Annotated in this window: 19 protein-coding genes; 15 read left to right on the plus strand and 4 right to left on the minus strand. The window is 64.0% G+C overall.

The features are described from left to right. Positions 1-57: 57 nt before the first annotated feature. Positions 58-576 (plus strand): GNAT family N-acetyltransferase, encoded by a 519-nt coding sequence (locus LN996_RS06010; RefSeq protein WP_231339524.1) that lies wholly within the window; start codon positions 58-60, stop codon positions 574-576. On the opposite strand, the gene LN996_RS06015 is transcribed toward LN996_RS06010, so the two are convergent. After that, positions 557-1,954, minus strand: coding sequence for a 6-phospho-beta-glucosidase (locus LN996_RS06015; RefSeq protein ID WP_231339525.1), 1,398 nt, complete (start codon positions 1,952-1,954; stop codon positions 557-559). The two genes, LN996_RS06010 and LN996_RS06015, sit on opposite strands and share 20 nt — an antisense overlap. Positions 1,955-2,018: 64 nt before the next feature. Between LN996_RS06015 and LN996_RS06020 the strand changes: the two genes are divergently transcribed. The 6 genes from LN996_RS06020 to tsaD are packed head-to-tail and all read left to right on the plus strand — an operon-like array spanning position 2,019 to position 7,349. Further along, positions 2,019-3,113, plus strand: coding sequence for a carbohydrate kinase family protein (locus LN996_RS06020; RefSeq protein WP_231339526.1), 1,095 nt, complete (start codon positions 2,019-2,021; stop codon positions 3,111-3,113). 56 nt (positions 3,114-3,169) lie between these two features. Then, complete coding sequence (gene alr / locus LN996_RS06025) at positions 3,170-4,423, plus strand: alanine racemase (RefSeq protein ID WP_231339527.1); 1,254 nt, start codon at positions 3,170-3,172, stop codon at positions 4,421-4,423. Next, on the plus strand, positions 4,420-4,986 hold the full coding sequence (tsaE, locus tag LN996_RS06030) for a tRNA (adenosine(37)-N6)-threonylcarbamoyltransferase complex ATPase subunit type 1 TsaE (protein WP_231339528.1): 567 nt from the start codon (positions 4,420-4,422) through the stop codon (positions 4,984-4,986). Before alr ends, tsaE begins: the two co-directional genes overlap by 4 nt. Next, positions 4,986-5,657 carry a tRNA (adenosine(37)-N6)-threonylcarbamoyltransferase complex dimerization subunit type 1 TsaB gene (tsaB, locus tag LN996_RS06035; protein ID WP_231339529.1) on the plus strand — a complete coding sequence of 224 codons (672 nt, stop codon included), beginning with the start codon at positions 4,986-4,988 and terminating at the stop codon, positions 5,655-5,657. Before tsaE ends, tsaB begins: the two co-directional genes overlap by 1 nt. A 13-nt stretch (positions 5,658-5,670) precedes the next feature. Next, positions 5,671-6,168, plus strand: coding sequence for a ribosomal protein S18-alanine N-acetyltransferase (gene rimI, locus LN996_RS06040; protein ID WP_231339530.1), 498 nt, complete (start codon positions 5,671-5,673; stop codon positions 6,166-6,168). Next, entirely contained in the window at positions 6,165-7,349 is a 1,185-nt protein-coding gene (tsaD, locus tag LN996_RS06045) for a tRNA (adenosine(37)-N6)-threonylcarbamoyltransferase complex transferase subunit TsaD (RefSeq protein WP_231339531.1), read from the plus strand. The genes rimI and tsaD overlap by 4 nt, the downstream gene beginning before the upstream one ends. On the opposite strand, the gene LN996_RS06050 is transcribed toward tsaD, so the two are convergent. After that, the gene (locus tag LN996_RS06050; protein WP_231339532.1) at positions 7,346-8,497 is read right to left on the minus strand and encodes a glutamate--cysteine ligase; all 1,152 of its coding nucleotides are present in this window, start codon (positions 8,495-8,497) and stop codon (positions 7,346-7,348) included. The genes tsaD and LN996_RS06050 overlap by 4 nt on opposite strands. A gap of 165 nt (positions 8,498-8,662) precedes the next feature. Between LN996_RS06050 and LN996_RS06055 the strand changes: the two genes are divergently transcribed. The 3 genes from LN996_RS06055 to LN996_RS06065 are packed head-to-tail and all read left to right on the plus strand — an operon-like array spanning position 8,663 to position 10,834. Next, complete coding sequence (locus LN996_RS06055; protein ID WP_231339533.1) at positions 8,663-9,814, plus strand: GTP-binding protein; 1,152 nt, start codon at positions 8,663-8,665, stop codon at positions 9,812-9,814. Between the two features lie 50 nt (positions 9,815-9,864). Further along, positions 9,865-9,987 (plus strand): type B 50S ribosomal protein L36, encoded by a 123-nt coding sequence (ykgO, locus tag LN996_RS06060; RefSeq protein WP_011775528.1) that lies wholly within the window; start codon positions 9,865-9,867, stop codon positions 9,985-9,987. A 34-nt stretch (positions 9,988-10,021) separates the two neighbouring features. Beyond that, the gene (locus LN996_RS06065) at positions 10,022-10,834 is read left to right on the plus strand and encodes a shikimate 5-dehydrogenase (protein WP_231339534.1); all 813 of its coding nucleotides are present in this window, start codon (positions 10,022-10,024) and stop codon (positions 10,832-10,834) included. Between the two features lie 6 nt (positions 10,835-10,840). Here the strand turns inward: LN996_RS06065 and LN996_RS06070 are convergent, their stop codons facing one another. Next, positions 10,841-12,070, minus strand: a complete 1,230-nt coding sequence (locus LN996_RS06070) for a class I SAM-dependent methyltransferase (protein ID WP_231339535.1) — start codon at positions 12,068-12,070, stop codon at positions 10,841-10,843. Between the two features lie 67 nt (positions 12,071-12,137). On the opposite strand from LN996_RS06070, the gene LN996_RS06075 reads away from it, so the two are divergent. The 5 genes from LN996_RS06075 to LN996_RS06095 all read left to right on the plus strand — a co-directional run bounded on the left by LN996_RS06075 (position 12,138) and on the right by LN996_RS06095 (position 17,771). Continuing rightward, positions 12,138-12,500, plus strand: a complete 363-nt coding sequence (locus tag LN996_RS06075; protein ID WP_231339536.1) for a hypothetical protein — start codon at positions 12,138-12,140, stop codon at positions 12,498-12,500. Positions 12,501-12,692: 192 nt separating this feature from the next. After that, positions 12,693-12,989, plus strand: coding sequence for a co-chaperone GroES (gene groES, locus LN996_RS06080; protein ID WP_011775524.1), 297 nt, complete (start codon positions 12,693-12,695; stop codon positions 12,987-12,989). Positions 12,990-13,073: 84 nt separating this feature from the next. Then, positions 13,074-14,687 (plus strand): chaperonin GroEL, encoded by a 1,614-nt coding sequence (gene groL, locus LN996_RS06085; RefSeq protein ID WP_231339537.1) that lies wholly within the window; start codon positions 13,074-13,076, stop codon positions 14,685-14,687. A 160-nt stretch (positions 14,688-14,847) separates the two neighbouring features. Continuing rightward, positions 14,848-16,482, plus strand: coding sequence for a response regulator transcription factor (locus LN996_RS06090; protein ID WP_231339538.1), 1,635 nt, complete (start codon positions 14,848-14,850; stop codon positions 16,480-16,482). A 140-nt stretch (positions 16,483-16,622) separates the two neighbouring features. Then, positions 16,623-17,771 (plus strand): NAD(P)/FAD-dependent oxidoreductase, encoded by a 1,149-nt coding sequence (locus LN996_RS06095; protein ID WP_231339539.1) that lies wholly within the window; start codon positions 16,623-16,625, stop codon positions 17,769-17,771. Here the strand turns inward: LN996_RS06095 and LN996_RS06100 are convergent. Then, complete coding sequence (locus tag LN996_RS06100) at positions 17,666-18,661, minus strand: DUF389 domain-containing protein (RefSeq protein WP_231339540.1); 996 nt, start codon at positions 18,659-18,661, stop codon at positions 17,666-17,668. The two genes, LN996_RS06095 and LN996_RS06100, sit on opposite strands and share 106 nt — an antisense overlap. Positions 18,662-18,835 lie beyond the last annotated feature (174 nt).

An 18,835-nucleotide genomic window follows, 5' to 3' on the forward strand; every position in this document is an offset into this window, starting at 1 on the left:
TACTCCTGCCCTCCAACTGCATTTGGGGACAACCCCGCAGTGTCCAAGGCTGCTAGCGTGGCCGCTGTGAGCCAAGAACAGACTTTCGACATCCGCACAGCAACCCTTATGGACTGGCCCGGTATCTGGTCCATCCTTGAACCGGTAATCCGCGACGGCGAAACCTTCACCTGGGACCGCGACACCACTGAGGAAGTCGCCCGCAGCAAATGGATCAAAGATGCTCCGGGTCAGACATTCGTGGCTGTCCACAAGGACACGGGCGAGGTACTGGGCACGGGGGAGTTCCACGCCAACCAAGCAGGTGGAGGGAGCCACGTAGCCAACGCCGGGTACATGGTAGGGGCCAACAACTCGGGCCAGGGAATCGCCCGGGCTTTGTGCGCCTACTCCCTCAGCGAGGCCAAAGCCGCCGGGTTCTACGCGATGCAGTACAACGCGGTGGTGGAGAGCAACGTCCGCGCGGTGTGGTTATGGCAGTCCATGGGCTTCCGGATCCTCGCCACCGTGCCTGAGGCTTTTGACCACCCGGAGATTGGTTACGTCGGCCTGCACGTCATGTACCGGAAGCTTTAGGGCCCCACAACTGCGCCAGTTCCGGAAAAGCCGCCTCATAGCCTGCAAGGAGCTGGTCACCCAACTCCGCCGAGCCAATCAGCGGGTGCGCCGCGAATGCGCCAATGGCGGCGTTGCGCTCGCCGGAAGCGACTGCGCGGATCGTCAGCCGCTCCACCTCCTTGACGTGCTGCATCAGGGTGAGGAACTGCCCGCCCGGCCGTTCCTGCGCAAGCGGCAACGCGCCGTCGGGAGTCACTTCGCACGGAACCTCGACGACGGCGTCCCCCGGCAGTCCGGGTACGGCCACTTCCGTCGGGGCCCTGCCGCCTGCAGTCGACACCGGAGCGTTGGGCACATTCAAGATCAGCTGGGCAGCCCCGCCGCCTGAGAGTGCACGCATGACGGACAACGCCACGCGTTCGTAACCGCCTCCGGCCAGGTCTTCCTCGTCCCGTTGCTCTCCATGCGTCCGTGCCTCGGCCAAGTAGCCTTCTTCGCGGGACCGTCGGGCGGCGTCCCACAGCTCAAACGGGTGGGCGGCATGGACCAATGCCGGGTAGAGGGAACTCTGCTGCTGGTGAATTGACGCCCCACGGGTTTGAGGTTGCCGGCGGATGGCAGCCGTTGCGTGCGCCGTTTGGTAGTAGTAGTAAAGGTATTCGTTGGGCAGGCAGCCCAGCTGCAGCAGGGTGTGCTGCCCAAATAACCTGCCCTCCTCCATGGACTCCAGCGCCGCATGGTCAGACAACAGTCCCGGCAACAGATCCCGGCCGCCCGGTGCCAAACGGTAGAGCCAACCGAGGTGGTTCAGCCCGAAGTAGCCCACGCCGTCGAGAGTTCCTTCTTTCAACGGCGCGCCAACAGCCCGGGCCGCCCGCTGGACCAGGCCTCCGGCCGAATCGCAGATGCCGATGACCTTGCGGCCCAAAACAGGTACCAGCGCCTCCGTCACCATGCCGGCGGGATTGGTGAAATTGATGAGCCACGCATCGGGGCAGTGACGCCGCATCGCCTCGGCGAGTTCAAGCATGCGGGGAATGGTTCGTAGCGCATAGGCGATCCCGCCGGCGCCCGTGGTTTCCTGGCCCAGCAGGCCGAGCTCAAGTGCCACGCGTTCGTCGGCGATCCTCCCGGCAGTGCCGCCTGGGCGCATGGCGGCAAAAACCATGTCTGTCCCGGTGAGGGCCGCCCCAAGGTCAGTGGAGACCACGATGGCGGGAGCGGAACCATCAGTGGCGGGCATGTCCCGGACAACTGCTTCGATGGCTGAGAGCCGCGAGGCGTCCACGTCGTAGAGCACCAGTTCGTCCACCAGCCCGGCGAAGGGACCCGCGCCTAAAGCCCGGTAGACAAGGGGAACCCGGAAGCCGCCGCCACCGGCGATCATGAGCCGCATGGTCCGAGTCTATGCAGCGCCGCAAGTCTATGCAGCCCTGCAGGTGCAGCGTAGTCTGCGGTGCATGGACGCTATGCCCCAGCGACGTTTTGACCCCCTTGCTGCCGTGCGCCCTGATGGGGACAACCACTGCGATCTTCTCCTGACGGGAACAGTTTTCCAGGACATCATCTTCACGGGACTCCCTCACGCGCCCGAACCCGGCACGGAGGTCTGGAGCGAGGGCATGGGAAGTTGCCCCGGCGGCGTGGCCAACCAAGCCATCGCTGCTGCCCGGTTGGGCCTGCGGACCAACCTCGCCGCGACCTTCGGCGACGATGGCTACGGGGACTACAACTGGCAGATCCTCGAAACCCAGGAGCACGTTGATCTCTCGTTGTCGCGGACGGTTCCGGGCTGGCACTCGCCGGTCACTGTTTCCATGTGCGTCAACCAGGACAGATCCATGGTCACCCACGGCCATCCCGCTCCCATCAGTTCCTCCGAGCTGATAGGGCAGCCGCCCAAGGCGCTCGCCGCCGTCGCTGACCTGGGCGAGGAGTTGGAGCCGTGGATGCTGGCAGCCAAGGAGTCCGGTACCAAACTGTTCGGCGTGGTGGGGTGGGACCCTACCGGGGAGTGGTCCGAGCGCCGGCTTGACTTGCTGGAGAACTTCCACGCCTTCCTGCCCAACGCGCCCGAAGCCATGGCCTTCACCGGTAAGGCGGACCCCTGGGCTGCACTCTATTCCTTGGCTGACCGCGTTCCCGTAGCCGTCGTGACGCTCGGGCCACAGGGGGCCGTGGCCGTGGACTCCGAGACCGGCGAGGAAGAATGGGTGCCTTCCCTGCCTGTATCCGCCTACGACCCCACTGGTGCGGGCGACTGCTTCGGGGCAGCGTTCATTGTGGGGAGCCTGGCGGGATGGAGGCTGGGGGACCGGCTCCGGTTCGCCAACCTGTGCGCCTCGCTTGCAGTCCAGGAAGTGGGTGGCTCCCTGGCTGCGCCCGGGTGGGGCGACATCGCCGACTGGTGGCAACGGGCGAACGCGAGAAAGGAACGCCAGTCCAGCCAGTGGCTGCGGCGCTTCGCGTTCCTGGAACCGATCGTGAAGGACATCCCTGCGGAGGCCCAACGACGCGCCCGGGCAACGATCGCGCATTTGTCGGATGCACAGTAGCGGAACGCCGGCGCCGCAGTTAACCCGAATTCACCGGCACTACTAGAATCTCTAGGGTGACTTACGAAGCAGCTGCAGAAATCGGTATCGGGTCGAAAGCCTCCATAGCAAAGTCGGCGGTGCTGGAACGCTCCGCCGTGATTGACCTTGAAGCCGTGCGGCACAATGTTCGACAGTTCGTCGCCATCGCATCGCCCGCCGCGGTCATGGCGGTGGTTAAGGCGGACGCCTATGGCCACGGAGCCGTCCAGGTGGCCCGGGCAGCCCTCGACGCCGGAGCCGCCTGGCTCGGCGTCGCGCACATTTCGGAGGCACTTGCCTTGCGCGCAGCCGGCGTGGATGCCCCCTTGCTTGCTTGGTTGCACACCCGTGAAAGCAACTTCCAAGCGGCGGTGGCCGCCGGAATCGACGTCGGAATTTCAGGCTGGGAGCTGGATGCCGTGGTCGCGGCAGCCCGCGAACAGGAACGGCCCGCGCGGGTCCACCTGAAGGTGGACACAGGCCTGGGCCGTAACGGTTGCACCATTGCGGACCTGGACCAGCTGTTGGGCCAGGCCATGGAATACCAGGACCAGGGCCTGTTGCGGGTGGTTGGTATTTTCTCGCACCTCGCTGTTGCCGATGAACCCCACCGCCCGGAAACCGATGAGCAGCTCGCAATCTTCCGCGAGGCAATCGCCATGGCTGAGGACGCCGGCGTGGACACGGAAGTCCGCCACATTGCCAACACGCCCGCCGCCTTGTCCCGCCCGGACTCACACTTCGACCTTGTCCGCGTCGGACTCGGCATCTACGGCCTCTCACCATTCGAAGGCGCCACGTCCGCCGAGCTTGGCCTGCATCCGGCAATGACTGTCCGAACACTTCTGTCCAACTGCAAGAAGGTGCCGCAGGGGCAGGGCGTCTCCTACGGTCTGAACTACCGCACCAGTGAGGAGAGCACACTCGGCCTGGTTCCACTGGGATATGCCGACGGCGTTCCCCGTATCGCAACTGGCGGGCCGGTCCGCGTTAACGGCGTCAATTACCCGGTGGTGGGCCGGATCGCGATGGACCAAATGGTCATCGACCTCGGACCACTGACGACTGAAGCGGCGGCTGCCTTCAAGGGCGCTGAAGCCGTCATGCTCGGCAACGGTGCCGACGGCGGCCCCACCGCAGACGATTGGGCGGCAGCCGCGGGAACCAACAACTACGAAATCGTCACCCGGATCAGTCCCCGCGTACCACGCAGCTATATCAACGAGATGCCCGGCCAGCCGGAAGCCCACACGGCTGCACGCCAGGCACCGGAAGCGGCGGCGCTGTGAGCGATCCCCAATGGGAGCGCACGCTGAAGGTCGCGACGGCGGAACAGACCCACGCGCTCGCAGCCGCTTTGGGTGAGGTGCTTGAAGCCGGGGACCTCCTGGTCCTGACCGGGGAGCTGGGTGCGGGCAAGACGACGTTCACCCAGGGGCTCGGCGAGGGTCTGGGAGTCCGTGCCGGCATCATTTCACCCACCTTTGTGTTGGTCCGTATCCACCCCAATCTTGCCGATGGTCCGCGGCCCGGCGGCCCGGACCTGGTTCATGTGGATGCGTACCGGCTGGAATCGGCGGCAGAGATCGACGACATCGATCTGGAGAACACGATGGACACTTCAGTCACCGTTGTGGAATGGGGCCGGGACCGCGTGGAGCATCTCTCGGAAAGCCGCCTTGAGATTGACCTGTACCGGGCAGTTGGCATGCCATCGCCAGAGGACGATGTCCTGGACTTCGATATCGATGACGCCGACGAACCCCGCACCCTTGTTGTCCGGGGGTATGGTCCCCGCTGGGCCGAGGCTCCGCGACTTCTTGAAACCATGTCACCAGAGGAAGGCAACTGATGCTGATCCTGGCCATAGACACCTCCGCGGTGGCAAGCGCCGCCTTGATCTCGGACGATGCCATGGAAAGCGTGGTGGATTCCTTCGCTACAGAGGACACCCGCAGCCACGCTGAAGTCCTGGCCCCCGGCATCGAAAAGCTCCTGGCAGGAGCAGGCGTCACGGGCGCGGACATTGATGCGATCGTCACGGGGGTAGGGCCGGGCCCCTTCACGGGCCTGCGTTCCGGCATTGCAACGGCGCGAACATTGGCCTTCGTGTGGAACAAGCCGCTGTACGGCCTGATGAGCCTGGACGCGATCGCCCTTGAGGTGGCCGGGTCCACCTCGGCCGCGCCTGAGTTCCTGGTGGCCACAGATGCCCGGCGCAAAGAGGTTTACTGGGCGCGATACACACTGGTCGACAGCCAACTTCCCGTGCTCGTGGACGGCCCGCATGTGGGCTTCGCCTCCGGACTTCCGGACCTGCCGGTATTCGGCGCCGGCGCAGGCTTGTACGCCGACGTCCTCAGGGCGGATGGCGACTTCGCCCGGACCCAGCCCGATGCAGCGTCGCTGGGCCAGTTCGCCTTGGCCAAGCTCACGGCCGGGCAGGCGTTGCTCGACTCCACACCCCTGTACTTGCGGGAATCGGATGCCCAGGTTCCCGGGCCCCGGAAGCGTGCTCTGTGATGGGACGGAACCTGTGAAACTCTCACCCAAGCTTGAGCTCGCCGGGGTATCCCTGCGGGACATGACGGAGGCCGACATCCCGGCGGTGGAGGCCTTGGAGCGTCGGCTGTTCCCCGTGGACGCCTGGCCACTGCAGATGTTCTTCGACGAATTGGCCCAGCCCGGGACCCGTCGCTATGTGGTGGCCGAGGTTGCGGGGGAGATCGTGGCCTACGCCGGGTTGATGTGCATCGAGCCGATCGCGGACGTCCAGACGATCGCCGTCGTGCCTGAATTCGAAGGCAGGGGAATCGGCTCCGCTGTCCTGACCGAATTGATCGATGAAGCGCGGCGCCGCCGTGCGGCGGACGTGCTGTTGGAAGTCCGCGCGGACAATCCCCGCGCGCAGCAACTGTACTTGCGCTTCGGGTTCGAGCAGATCCACGTCCGTCCCCGCTACTACCGCGACGGCACTGACGCCCTGATCATGCGGCTTGAATTGAACAAACCCCACGAAGGAGCCACAGCGTGAGCGGGCCTTATCCGGAACAGCCCCGGCAGCCATTGGTGCTCGGTATCGAGTCTTCCTGCGACGAGACCGGCGTCGGCATCGTGCGGGGTACCACCCTGCTCACCAATACGGTGTCCTCATCCATGGACGAGCACGTGCGATTCGGCGGTGTCATCCCTGAGATCGCGTCGCGTGCGCACCTGGACGCTTTCGTTCCGACACTCCAGGAATCGCTCCACGAAGCGGGAGTGACCTTGGACGACATCGACGCCATTGCCGTCACTTCCGGTCCGGGCCTGGCCGGAGCCCTGATGGTGGGTGTTTGTGCTGCGAAGGCGTTGGCCGTGGCTACGGGCAAACCGTTGTACGCGATTAATCACTTGGTGGCGCATGTCGGTGTGGGGCTGCTGGATGGGCGTCGCAGGACTGACGGACAGCACGACGCCGGTGCTGCCGCCGGCCTGGGAGCCGGAAAGCTGCCCGGGAACCTCGGAGCTCTGCTGGTATCAGGTGGGCATACCGAAATCCTGCGCATCAGGAGCATCACTGACGACGTTGAGCTGCTTGGCTCAACCATCGACGATGCCGCCGGTGAGGCCTATGACAAAGTTGCCCGCATCCTTGGCCTCGGTTACCCGGGTGGGCCTGCCATCGACAAACTGGCGCGTCAGGGCAACCCCAAGTCCATCCGGTTCCCGCGCGGCCTTACCCAGCCCAAGTACATGGGGACCGCCGAGGACAAGGGCCCGCACCGCTACGACTGGTCGTTCAGCGGCTTGAAGACAGCCGTGGCCCGGTGCGTGGAACAGTTCGAGGCCCGTGGCGAGGAAGTGCCGGTGGCCGACATCGCAGCGGCTTTCCAGGAAGCCGTGGTTGACGTCATCAGTTCAAAGGCCGTCCTGGCCTGCAAGGAAAACGGCATCACCGACGTCCTCCTTGGCGGGGGAGTGGCAGCCAACTCGCGGCTCCGGGAACTGACCGGGCAGCGCTGTACCTCAGCTGGAATCACGCTGCATGTGCCGCCGCTGGACCTCTGTACGGACAACGGGGCCATGGTGGCGGCCCTCGGTGCCCAGCTGATCATGGCAGGCATCGGCCCGAGCGGTGTCTCTTTCGCGCCCGATTCCTCGATGCCGGTGACTACTGTGTCGGTGCCCGCCCAGGCTTTTCCTGCCCGGGAAGGCACCCAACCGGCGACTTAGGCGTCGGGACCCTTGCGCATTTGCTGGACGAGGTCCATGACCACTGCCTGCAGGTCTCCGTTGTGCTCAGCGGCAACCCGCCGCTGGCGCTGGTAGCTGGCTCCGCGTTCGACAATCTTCAAGACGTCGGCCAGTTCTTCGGAGCAGCCGAGCTTTGCTGCCACCGGACCCAGCCGCTCGACGGTTTCCGCAAGGTGCTCCGTGACAAGCTGCTCGTTGCCCTCGGCGTCGAGGATGATGATGGCTTCCAGGCCGTACCGTGCGGCACGCCACTTGTTCTCCTGCACATGCCACGGAGGCATGGTGGGGATGGTGCCGCCGGCGTCCAGGATGGAGGAGAACTCGTCCACCAGGCACTGGGTCAGCGCAGCAATGGCACCCACTTCTTCAAGCGTGGCAAGGCCATCGCAGATGCGCATCTCAATGGTGCCCAGGTTGGAAACGGGCCGGATGTCCCAGCGGATTTCGGACGTGGAGTCGATGACGCCAGTGGTGAACATGTCCTGGACGTAGGACTCGTATGCCTCCCACGTGTCGAACTGGAAGGGCAGCCCTGCAGTGGGTAGCTGCTGGAACATGAGGGCTCGCTGGGACGCGTAGCCGGTTTCTTCCCCGGCCCAGTAGGGGCTGGATGCGGACAACGCCTGGAAATGGGGGAAGTAGTTGACCAGGCCGTCCAGAATGGGGAGCACTTTGTCGCGGCGGTCGATGCCCACGTGCACGTGAACGCCGTAGATCACCATTTGGCGGCCCCACCATTGGGTCCGCTCAATCAGTTTGGCGTAGCGCTCTTTGTCCGTCACGGGCTGGAGCAAGGGCGGGCTGAAGGGGTGGCTTCCAGCGCAAAACACTTCAACACCCATGGGGTCAGTGACTTCGCGGACAGCGGCGAGGGAGCGGCTGAGGTCTTCCTTGGCGTCCTTGACCGTTTCGCAGATCCCCGTGACGAGTTCAACGGTGTTGAGGAGCAGCTCGCGCTTGATGTGGGGGTGTTCGTCGTCCTCGTTGAGGTCGGGGTGGTTGGCGGAAACGCCTTTGAGGACATCGTTCGCGACGGATACCAGTTCCCCGGTGCGTGCATTGACGAGCGCCAACTCCCATTCCACACCCAGTGTCGATTGCCTGGATGGCGCAAAATCAATCTGCACGTAGTCCCCTCATTGTGTTCTCCCACCCGGGCGCGGTTCCCCGCTGCGGGGCCGCCAGCGGTCGGATCAAGTCTAATGCAGCCGGAACACCGGTGATATCGGCAGATTGGTGGGGCAAAGGAGCCGTCATTTGCTAATAATAATGATTCTCATTAGAGTCGACGCATGCACCTCACAGTCGTCAGTTCCCTGGACAGCCAATGCCGTGAGGCCACCACTGAACGGCTCGGCCGGACCCACGCCAATTCCGTCGTGGTCCTCCATGACCTCCTGGATGGCTCGTTGGTCCTGCGGCGGGTGTACCGTGGCGGCCAGTTGTTTGAACGCGAAACCACAGTCCTGGAACATGGCTGCCTCAGCTGCACAGTCAGGTTGGATGTAGTCCCGACGGCGGAACGCCTCGCCGCCTGCGGTTTCGACCACGTGGTCCTCGGCTTGCCACCCGGAGTCGCGGCCGGAATGGCCGTAGCAGAGCTTCGCCGCGGCCTCAGCCGGCCCGCCGTCATAGACAACGCCGTGCTCGCCTTGGACCCCGTGGACCTGGACGACCACATCTGGGACCGTCACACCCTGTTCGAATCCGGGTTCACCTCCATGCCACAGGACGAGCGCACCAGCGGCGAATTCCTGATCGGGGAGTTTGGGCAGGTGGACACCGTGATGGTTCGACCCGGCTTGGGCGCAGTATTGACCGGGGAACCGCGCGAGGGGTCGGCGGCATGGCTGCTGGGACTGGAACTTCTTGGCCAGTTGGCCCCCCATGCAAACGTGGTTGGTTCGGCAGGGGACTTCCGGCCGGGATGCTTCGACGACGCCGAAGCAGCGGCCCGTAACCGGCCCGGCGTCGTACGTGTTCCCGTTAGCGAAACGTCAGGTTCCTTCCGGACGGTGCTCCACAAAGCAGGCCGTCCGTTGCATCCGGGGCGCTTCCGTGATGCGCTGCCCCAACTGGCCGTAGGCACCCATTGGATGCGTGGCCGCCTGTGGATTGCGTCTGCTCCCGCCACCCGCATCGCGGTCCAGGGAATCGGGCCGAGGGTCTGGCTCGAAAGTACGGGGAGGTGGCTGGCCGACTCGGCTGCTGCCGCACCTGGACAGGCCCACGCCGGAAAGCCGGGCGCCGACGTCGACGCTTTCCTGGACTGGCATCCGCATCATGGCGACCGCGGCACGGTCCTGGCCATCACCGGGCGCTGCGAGGACATCGACGCGGGGGAGATCCGCGGGCTCCTGGACGGCTGCCAACTCACCGAGGCGGAGATGGAACTGGGCTTCGAGGTCTGGGACGACCCCCTGGAGCTCAGCGACGCCCTCTAAGCCCATGCCAACCCAACACGCCAACCCACCCCAATAGAAGGAGAAACACCATGAAGGTCAGGAACTCGCTGCGAGCCCTCAAGAAGATTCCCGGGGCACAGATCGTCCGGCGTCGTGGACGCACATTCGTGATCAACAAGAACAACCCTCGGATGAAGGCGCGGCAAGGCTAAGCGGCAGGGTTAATGGGCGTTGTTTAATGGGGGAATGCCAATCCTGAACAAAGACATGTCCCTGTGCATTTCGCTCGCGGCCCGGCCCAGCAACATCGGTACCCGGTTCCACAACTATTTGTACGATCTGCTCGGCTTGAACTTTGTCTACAAGGCGTTCGCCCCGGCGGACATCACGCTCGCAGTGGCTGGCATCCGCGGCCTCCCGATTCGGGGCGCCGCGGTGTCCATGCCCTACAAGGAGGCCGTCATCCCCCTGGTTGACGTGATGGACCCATCGGCCAAGGCCATTGATTCGGTGAACACCATCGTGAACAATGACGGCGTGCTCACGGCCTACAACACGGACTACATCGCTATCGCAAGGCTTTTGAAGGACCACCAGGTTCCCCAGAGCCACACTGTTCTGCTACGCGGTGCCGGCGGCATGGCCAAAGCCATGGCCGCAGCCCTCCGTGACGCGGGATTCACCGCCGTCACCATCGTTGCCCGCAACGAAACCACTGGCCGTGCCCTTGCGGACCTGTACGGATTTGGGTGGCAGGACGACGTCAATGGTTCAACTGCGGACCTCATCATCAACGTCACACCGCTCGGAATGGCAGGTGAAGATGAGACCGCACAGTCCTTCGACGACGCTGCGATTGCCGCTGCCCAGGCAGTGTTCGACGTCGTTGCGCTGCCCTCGGAGACTCCGCTCATCACTGCGGCCCGGAACGCCGGCAAGAAGGTGATCACCGGGGCCGAGGTCATCGCCATCCAGGCAGAAGAACAGTTCGTGTTGTACACAGGCGTGCGCCCCGGTGCTGCCCAGGTCCGCGAAGCTTCGGAGTTCTCGCGCCGCTGACCCGGGCTAGACCGAGACCGGCTCCACCACAACAGCCACTCTCTCCTCGCCGATCCTGGTGAGGACCAGGGTGGCTGTTTTCGCGTCCTTGCCCTTGGATGGCTTGGCGGGGAGCAACTGCTTCCGTAGCTCCTCCGGGGTCACTGCCGTGCCGCGCTTCTTGATGTCCAGCACGGTGATGCCATTGTTTTTCACCCAGGCTTTGAGGGCCTTGACGTTGTAGGGCATCACTTCGAGCACCTTGTAGGCGCGGGCAAATGGAGTGTCATGCAGTTCGGGTGCGCAGATGTAGGCGATGTGCTCATCCACCAGGTGCCCGCCGAGCCGCTCAGCGACGTCGGCCACCAGGCCTGCGCGGATCACCGCACCATCGGGCTCGTACAAGAAACCTTCAACGGGCCCGACGGCGGCCACCGGACCGCCGTCGAAATCCTCGCCGCTGGTGATTTCGGCTGCGCCCTGGCTGCCAATGACCAGGGCGGCCCGACGCACGCCTGGGCGGGCCACTGCGTTGAACCACAAGGTGACTTCGGTGACGTCGCCGCCCACCGAGACCCACTGGGCTTCGCAGCCCGATGGCACGGAGTCGTGGGGGATGCCCGGACCCATTTTGACGCCGATGGCGCGGCCGGTGGCCGCCAGGCGCTCCACGAACGACAGCGGCGGGGAGAACGCTTCCGGGTCCCAGATCCGCTTTGTCCCCGATGTGGAGGTGGTGCGCCGGGCCGGATCCAGCCACACGCCGTCGATCCCGTCCAGTTCCACGGACGTGGCATCGGAGTGCACCACGGTGGCGTGCGGGAAAGGCATGAGGTTGATGGTGGCGCACGCAGCTGTGGTTTCATCCATTTCCACGGCCGTGACGGCAATGTCCATGGAGGCCATCGCCATCGAATCGGCACCGAGCCCGCATCCAAGGTCTGCCACGTGGGTGATGCCGGCCTTGGCGAAACGTTCGGCGTGCCGGGCAGCGACGTTCAACCGGGTGGCCTGTTCCAAGCCGGCCTGGGTGAACAGCATCTGGCGCGCGAACTCGCCAAACTTGGCTTCCGCACGGGTCCTCAACCGTGATTGGGTCAGGACCGCCGCCACGAGTTCAGGGGAGTGGCCTGCCTTCCGGAGATCGGCGTTGACGCTGAATGCCTCGGACTCCCGGTAAGGCCCCAAGGAGGCAAGAAGTTCCCATCCTTCGGTGGTCAGCAAGGGTGCGATCTGTTCCTGCGGTGCGTGAGGCATGGGATCAAGCCTAACGGCGCGGCACTTGACAACGTGACTTGCGAATCAGCCAGATAGGGTTGTTTTCATGGACGACAACGCAGCCCCGCAACCCTCCACCATCACAAAGTTTGCCCGACCCGCCCTCATCGCGGGGGCCGTGATCGCGGTGGTTTGCATCGGCCTGCTGATCATTATCTTCGCGCTGGATTCTTTTAATGCGGCCACGTATTCGGTGGCCGGGAAAAGCGTCAACGACGCCACCGACGAGGCACGCGACATTCGCGAGCTCTACAGCGGCGCCCGGACCGGTGGCATTATCACCCTGGTGATTGCCGGCGTCGTCGCTGTTGCTTCTGCCGTGCTGCTGTACCTGAACCGCGGCAATGCACCGCTTGATGAGGACGACGACGGCGAAGACTACGATCTGGACGACCTCACCGGCCGTTGATGGACGTTCACCCATGACGAAATGCTGGCACTCACCTTGACCGAGTGCTAACCACTTACATAGAGTCTTGTTAGCACTCTCCCCCGGAGGGTGCTAATCACGCCAAGCGTCTTCCGGCACCGCGACGACGGTTGTACGCTCCGGCACCCTAGTTCTTAGTCCATGAATCAGCTCATGAAAAGGAGAGTCCGAGTGTCGGTCTCGATTAAGCCTCTTGAGGATCGTATTGTTGTTCGCCCGCTCGAAGCAGAGCAGACCACGGCTTCCGGCCTGGTAATTCCGGACTCCGCACAGGAGAAGCCGCAGGAAGGCGAAGTTGTTGCAATCGGCCCCGGCCGCTTCGATGACAACGGTAACCGCGTACCGGTTGACGTAGCTGTTGGCGACGTCGTCATCTACTCCAAGTACGGTGGAACCGAAGTCAAGACCGGCGGCAACGAGTACCTCGTTCTGTCCGCCCGCGACGTCCTTGCGATCGTCGTAAAGTAACTTCCCGGAGCCCCGCACCGCCGCCGAGTTGGAATCATTCCGACCGTCAGCGGTGCGGGTTTTCTGTCTTGAAAGGACACAACCATGGCAAAGCAGCTTGCTTTTAACGATGCTGCCCGCCGGTCTCTTGAGGCCGGTATCGACAAGCTCGCCAACACTGTCAAGGTGACGCTTGGCCCGCGCGGCCGCAACGTCGTGCTGGACAAGAAGTGGGGCGCTCCCACGATCACCAACGACGGCGTCACCATCGCCCGCGAAGTTGAGCTTGACGACCCCTACGAGAACCTTGGCGCCCAGCTGGCCAAGGAAGTAGCCACCAAGACCAACGATGTCGCCGGCGACGGCACCACCACAGCCACCGTGCTTGCCCAGGCCCTGGTCAAGGAAGGCCTGCGCAACGTTGCTGCCGGCGCCGCTCCGGGCGAGATCAAGCGCGGCATCGAGGTTTCCGTTGAAGCCATCGCCGCCCGCCTCCTGGAGAACGCCCGCGAAGTCGAAGGCACCCAGGTTGCCAGCGTTGCAGCCATCTCCGCGCAGAGCGACGAGGTCGGCGAGCTCCTTGCCGAAGCGTTCGGCAAGGTTGGCAAGGACGGTGTCATCACCATTGAAGAGTCCTCCACCACGCAGACCGAGCTGGTTCTGACCGAAGGCATGCAGTTCGACAAGGGCTACCTGTCCCCGTACTTCGTCACCGACGCAGAGCGCCAGGAAGCCGTCCTCGAAGACGCCCTCATCCTGATCAACCAGGGCAAAATCTCCTCGCTGCAGGACTTCCTGCCGCTTCTGGAGAAGGCCCTGCAGGCCAACAAGCCGCTCTTCATCATTGCTGAAGACATCGAAGGCGAAGCCCTTTCCACGCTGATCGTCAACCGCATCCGCGGCACGCTCAACGTTGTTGCCGTCAAGGCTCCGGGCTTCGGCGACCGCCGCAAGGCCATGCTCCAGGACATCGCCACGCTTACGGGAGCCCAGGTTGTTTCCCCGGACCTCGGCCTGACACTGGACACCGTTGGCCTCGAAGTACTCGGTACCGCGCGCCGCATCACGGTAACCAAGGACAACACCACCATCGTGGACGGAGCCGGTACGGCCCAGGACGTCGCCGACCGCGTAGCACAGCTGCGTGCTGAGCTCACCCGGACGGACTCCGACTGGGACAAGGAAAAGCTGCAGGAACGCCTGGCCAAGCTGGCCGGCGGCATCGGCGTGATCAAGGTTGGCGCAGCCACCGAGGTTGAGCTGAAGGAAAAGAAGCACCGCATCGAGGACGCTGTTTCCTCCACGCGCGCAGCCCTCGAAGAAGGCATCGTCTCCGGCGGCGGTTCCGCCCTCATCCACGCCCTCAAGGCACTGGACGAGTCCCCGGCCGTCAAGGCACTGGAAGGTGACGCAGCAGCAGCTGTGGGCATCGTCCGCCGCGCCCTGATCCAGCCGCTGCGTTGGATCGCCCAGAACGCCGGCTTCGACGGCTTCGTGGTTGTTGCCAAGGTTTCCGAGCTGGAAGCCAACCACGGTTTCAACGCCAAGTCCGGCGAGTACGAGGACCTGATCGCCGCTGGCGTGATCGACCCCGTCAAGGTCACCCGTTCCGCTCTCCGCAACGCCGCTTCCATCGCTGCCTTGGTTCTCACCACCGAGACCCTGGTTGTCGAGAAGCCGGCTGAGGAAGAAGACGCACACGCAGGCCACAGCCACTAGCAGCCTGTCCAAGGAACCCCGGTCACGTTGGTGACCGGGGTTTTTTGTCGTCACCTGCGGCGCGGCGACGCTATTGTCGGCGTTCGACGGCGGCGGTAACCTGACGCTAAACGCTGCGGCTTGGGTACCAACCGGGCCGCCACCACCCGCAGGGTGAGCCATGACAGCTCCGGATACAGACTTGGACCTGGGACGCTCGGCATACTCCGAACGCCGCTGGAGTGATGCCCTTGATTGCCTTGTCCGCGCGGACGCCGAAGGCGGACTGCCTCCCCAGGACATCGAACTGGTTGCTTCGGTGGCCATGCTGCTCGGACTGAACACGGAGAGTGTGCAGTATCTGACCCGGGCGCACGACGAATACCTGACCATGGGGGACGCGAACAGTGCAGCGCGATGCGCCGCTTGGCTGGTCATGTTCCTCATGGACATGGGCGAGCAGGCACTCGGACAAGGATGGTTGGCCCGCGCGAAGCATTTGCTTGAGGGCCTGGCCGGCCCCAGTTCCGCGGAAGGCTACCTCCTCATTCCTGCCGGACTGGGTTTGTTGAGGGCGGGCGACCCTGAAGCCGGGCACGGTGTGTTCGGCAGGGCATTGGAGATTGGCACCCTCCTCCATGACCGCGATCTCCAAGCGATGGGAATGCTCGGAGTGGGCACCTCACGGGTTTCACTTGGACGCATGGATGAGGGGCTGGAACTCCTTGACGAGGTCATGGTGTCGGTGACTTCCGGAGAAGTCTCTCCCATACCTGCGGGAATCATCTACTGCGCCGTTCTGGGAAGTTGCCGCCTGGCCCAGGACGTCCACAGGGCCCAGGAGTGGACGGCCGCACTGGAACGGTGGTGCGGCGAACGTCCGGACATGGTGATGTTCAGTGGCCAGTGCCAGGCAAACCGTGCAGAGTTGCTCATCCTCCATGGTGCCTGGGACGAAGCCCTGTCCGTTGCACGGGCGGCCGAGGGGCGGATCAGGAAGGGTGACCCGGATGCCACCTTCGGCAGCTGGTACCAGCAGGGCGAAGTTCTTCGTCTGACGGGGTGGTTGGACGACGCAGGTCGTGCCTATGCAAAGGCTGCAGAGACAGGCTTCGAACCCGTCCCGGGAATCGCGTACCTCCACCTGGTCCAGCACAAAACGGCACAGGCGAAAAACACCATGCGCCGGGCGTTGTCCGGCGCGGATCCGGCCAACCGTCGCCGGCTGCTCCCCGCCGTCGTGGACATCGAGCTTGCCGCAGGAGACGTGGCCGCCGCAAGGGCCGCCTCAGATGAGTTGTCTGCACCGTTGCACAGTGAAAGCCGGCCCTTGGAGTTGGCGTTTGCTTCCCTGGCCTCAGCCCATGTGCTGCTTGCCGAGGGCGATCCCGCGGGCTCGCTTCAAGCATCGAGGAGGGCTTGGCGGATTTGGTACAGCTTGGAAGCCCCCTATCAGGCTGCACGATGCCGGGTCCTTGCCGGCCGGGCGTGCGCAGCATTGGGCGATGTGGACTCGGCGGCCATGGAGTACGAGGCGGCCACAGCTGAATTCGCTGATCTGGGGGCAACCCCGGCAGCGGCCGAAGTCTTGGAACTTGCCGGTCACAAACCCAAGGACCCGTCCTCACTGACGGTGCGGGAAGTGGAAGTCCTGCGGCTCGTCGCCGGTGGCCTGGCGAACAAAGCGATTGCACGCGAGCTGTATCTCAGCGAGAAAACCGTGGCCCGGCACCTGAGCAATATCTTTTCCAAGCTCGCTGTGCCGTCCAGGGCGGCTGCCACCAGCTACGCCTTTGAGCACGGCCTGATTCGCTGAATTTCCCTCAGTTGGTGGGTAGGAATACCCATGCCCCGGCTCCTGGTATGCGCAATTCGGCCGACGCGGTGGCGGAGTCCGCAGCAATATCTTGGCTGTATCAGCACCCAGGCAGCACCACAGATGGAAGGGGAACAGCCATGGAAGCGCATCAGGACACAGAAATGGACACCGTGATCGTGGGAGGTGGCCAGGCCGGGCTCGCGCTCGGGTTCTGGCTGGCCCGGGAAGGGCGGGACTTCCTGATCCTGGATCAATACAAGAGGCCGGGGGAGGCCTGGCGGCAGCGGTGGGACTCCCTCAAACTCTTCACACCCGCCAAGTATGACGGCCTTCCGGGCAGTCCATTCCCCGGCGACCGCCTGGCTTTCCCAACCAAGGATCAGTTGGCCGATTACTTGGAGGACTATGTACGCCGCTTCGACCTACCCTTCGTTGCAAGCACCCGTGTGGACGAAATCGTAGCCGACGGTGATGTTTTCGCAGTCCGGGCAGGGGACCGCACCTGGCACGCCCGCAACGTGGTGATTGCCACGGGCGGACACCGTATTCCGAAGCAGCCACCCTTCGCGGGAGAGCTGGATCAAGCGATTGTCCAGCTGCATTCACAGGACTACAAGAACCCGGGTCAACTGCAGGCTGGAACTGTGCTGGTGGTCGGCCTGGGAAACTCCGGGGCGGAGATCGCGTTTGAGCTCGGGCGATCCCATCACACTGTGCTTGCCGGCAAGCCCAGTGGCGAGATGCCGATGCGCCACGGCCGGACAGCGGCGCGTTTTGCCTTGCCGGTCGTCAAATTCCTTGGTGTCCATGTCCTCACGCTCAACACGCCCATCGGACGAAAGGCAGCTCCGGGTTTTAAGAGCATGGCTGCCCCGCTGATCAGGACAAAGACCAAGGACTTGGCGGCCGCCGGAGTCCAGCTTGGCCCCAGATTGGAGGGGGTTTCACACGGTTTGCCGGTCTTGGATGATGGGACACGGGTCGAGGCCGCAAACGTTATCTGGTGCACGGGCTATCACGAGGATTACTCGTGGGTGAAGCTGCCGGTGTTCGACGATCGAGGTGAGCCGAGGCAGACCAGGGGAGTGGCCAACGACGTTCCAGGCGTGTACTTCATCGGCCAGGAGTTCCTGTTCGCTGCCGCGTCGGCAACACTTCCCGGAGTTACCCGCGATGCCCGCTACCTGGCCCGCCGGTTGGCAAAGGAGCGTCGGCCCATGTCAGCGCGTCGTCCTGAGGCGGATGGTCGCCGGGCCAGGGAGACCCGCTTGCCGACGAGCCGGTAGAACAGCAACACAGCAGCTGCAGCTGACACGATTCCTACCAGGTTGAGTGCCAGCTGCATGGCTGATCCTGCCGCTTTGCTGTATTCACCCAGCACCAGGGCGACGGCAACATAGCCGGCAGCCGGAACAGTAGTGACGGAAATGAAGACACCCACCAGCGCTGAGGATCGATGCGTGATCATGGAGAGCATTCCCGCCCCGCCCGCGAGTGCAGCCACTATCAGCGAGTATGGGCCCGGATGGTAAATGAACTCGACGGCGGATCCGCGCTCGAGTGTGTCGTCCGGAAACAACCCAAGGGGTACGGACAACCATGCGGCAATTGCGGTGACCACCATGGACAGGGGAAAGCCAACAGCAAGGGCGAGCAGCGAGGCCCGTACCAATCGCCACTTCCGTTCCACCAGTCCCACCGCCAACGCGGCAAGGGGTCCAAACTCCGGCCCAACCACCATGGCACCCACAATTGCGATCGTTGAATCGGTCACAATTCCGATCGCTGCCAACTGTGTAGCAATCACCAGGAATGCCAGGAAGCTCCACGTCAGTTTTGAGTCCTCGCCCGTTTGCCTGGAAACCTCGTCCCAAATGACGGCGTCTGCCGATTCGCCGGGCGCTGCCTTCTCGGCGTCGTCGGCGCGCTTGGACAAGACCAAGTCGGGTGACGAGACGGAGATTGAGCCCAGGTCCGGAACCTTGAGGGCATGAAGCCGCCCGATCAGCCCTTCCGCGGATTCCCGGGCGATCTGGACGGTGATCACGTCGCCGGGCGGTACCACGGACGCGCCTTTGTGAAGTGCCACCTCCGCGGCGCCGGTTTGACCTGAGCAGCATTCAAGGACGGCCTCGGACAAGTCCGCAGGCACGCAGAGGCGCAGTTGCACGATCATGGATGTCCTTCCTTCGACCCGGCTCCAGCGTAGTTCCGCATGGTGTGGTTTGCGGTGATCCGGGCACAGGCCACGCACAGGCAGGGCTGGGAAAATCCATAGGCTGACCTGAGCTAATTAAGCCTCGGAAGCCGGTCCAGAAAGCTGTCCCGACTGGGTTGGGGCCGCCAATCC

This window comes from Arthrobacter sp. AK01, assembly GCF_021109375.1.
Classification (GTDB): domain Bacteria; phylum Actinomycetota; class Actinomycetes; order Actinomycetales; family Micrococcaceae; genus Arthrobacter.

Excerpts from the sequence above, each read along its gene's own strand:
- LN996_RS06090 (WP_231339538.1), top strand. The coding sequence starts at position 14,848 with ATGACAGCTCCGGATACAGACTTGGACCTGGGACGCTCGGCATACTCC.
- LN996_RS06100 (WP_231339540.1), bottom strand. The coding sequence starts at position 18,661 with ATGATCGTGCAACTGCGCCTCTGCGTGCCTGCGGACTTGTCCGAGGCC.
- groL (WP_231339537.1), top strand. The coding sequence starts at position 13,074 with ATGGCAAAGCAGCTTGCTTTTAACGATGCTGCCCGCCGGTCTCTTGAG.
- LN996_RS06095 (WP_231339539.1), top strand. The coding sequence starts at position 16,623 with ATGGAAGCGCATCAGGACACAGAAATGGACACCGTGATCGTGGGAGGT.
- ykgO (WP_011775528.1), top strand. The coding sequence starts at position 9,865 with ATGAAGGTCAGGAACTCGCTGCGAGCCCTCAAGAAGATTCCCGGGGCA.
- LN996_RS06020 (WP_231339526.1), top strand. The coding sequence starts at position 2,019 with ATGGACGCTATGCCCCAGCGACGTTTTGACCCCCTTGCTGCCGTGCGC.
- LN996_RS06075 (WP_231339536.1), top strand. The coding sequence starts at position 12,138 with ATGGACGACAACGCAGCCCCGCAACCCTCCACCATCACAAAGTTTGCC.
- LN996_RS06055 (WP_231339533.1), top strand. The coding sequence starts at position 8,663 with ATGCACCTCACAGTCGTCAGTTCCCTGGACAGCCAATGCCGTGAGGCC.
- LN996_RS06015 (WP_231339525.1), bottom strand. The coding sequence starts at position 1,954 with ATGCGGCTCATGATCGCCGGTGGCGGCGGCTTCCGGGTTCCCCTTGTC.
- LN996_RS06070 (WP_231339535.1), bottom strand. The coding sequence starts at position 12,070 with ATGCCTCACGCACCGCAGGAACAGATCGCACCCTTGCTGACCACCGAA.
- LN996_RS06065 (WP_231339534.1), top strand. The coding sequence starts at position 10,022 with ATGCCAATCCTGAACAAAGACATGTCCCTGTGCATTTCGCTCGCGGCC.
- tsaB (WP_231339529.1), top strand. The coding sequence starts at position 4,986 with ATGCTGATCCTGGCCATAGACACCTCCGCGGTGGCAAGCGCCGCCTTG.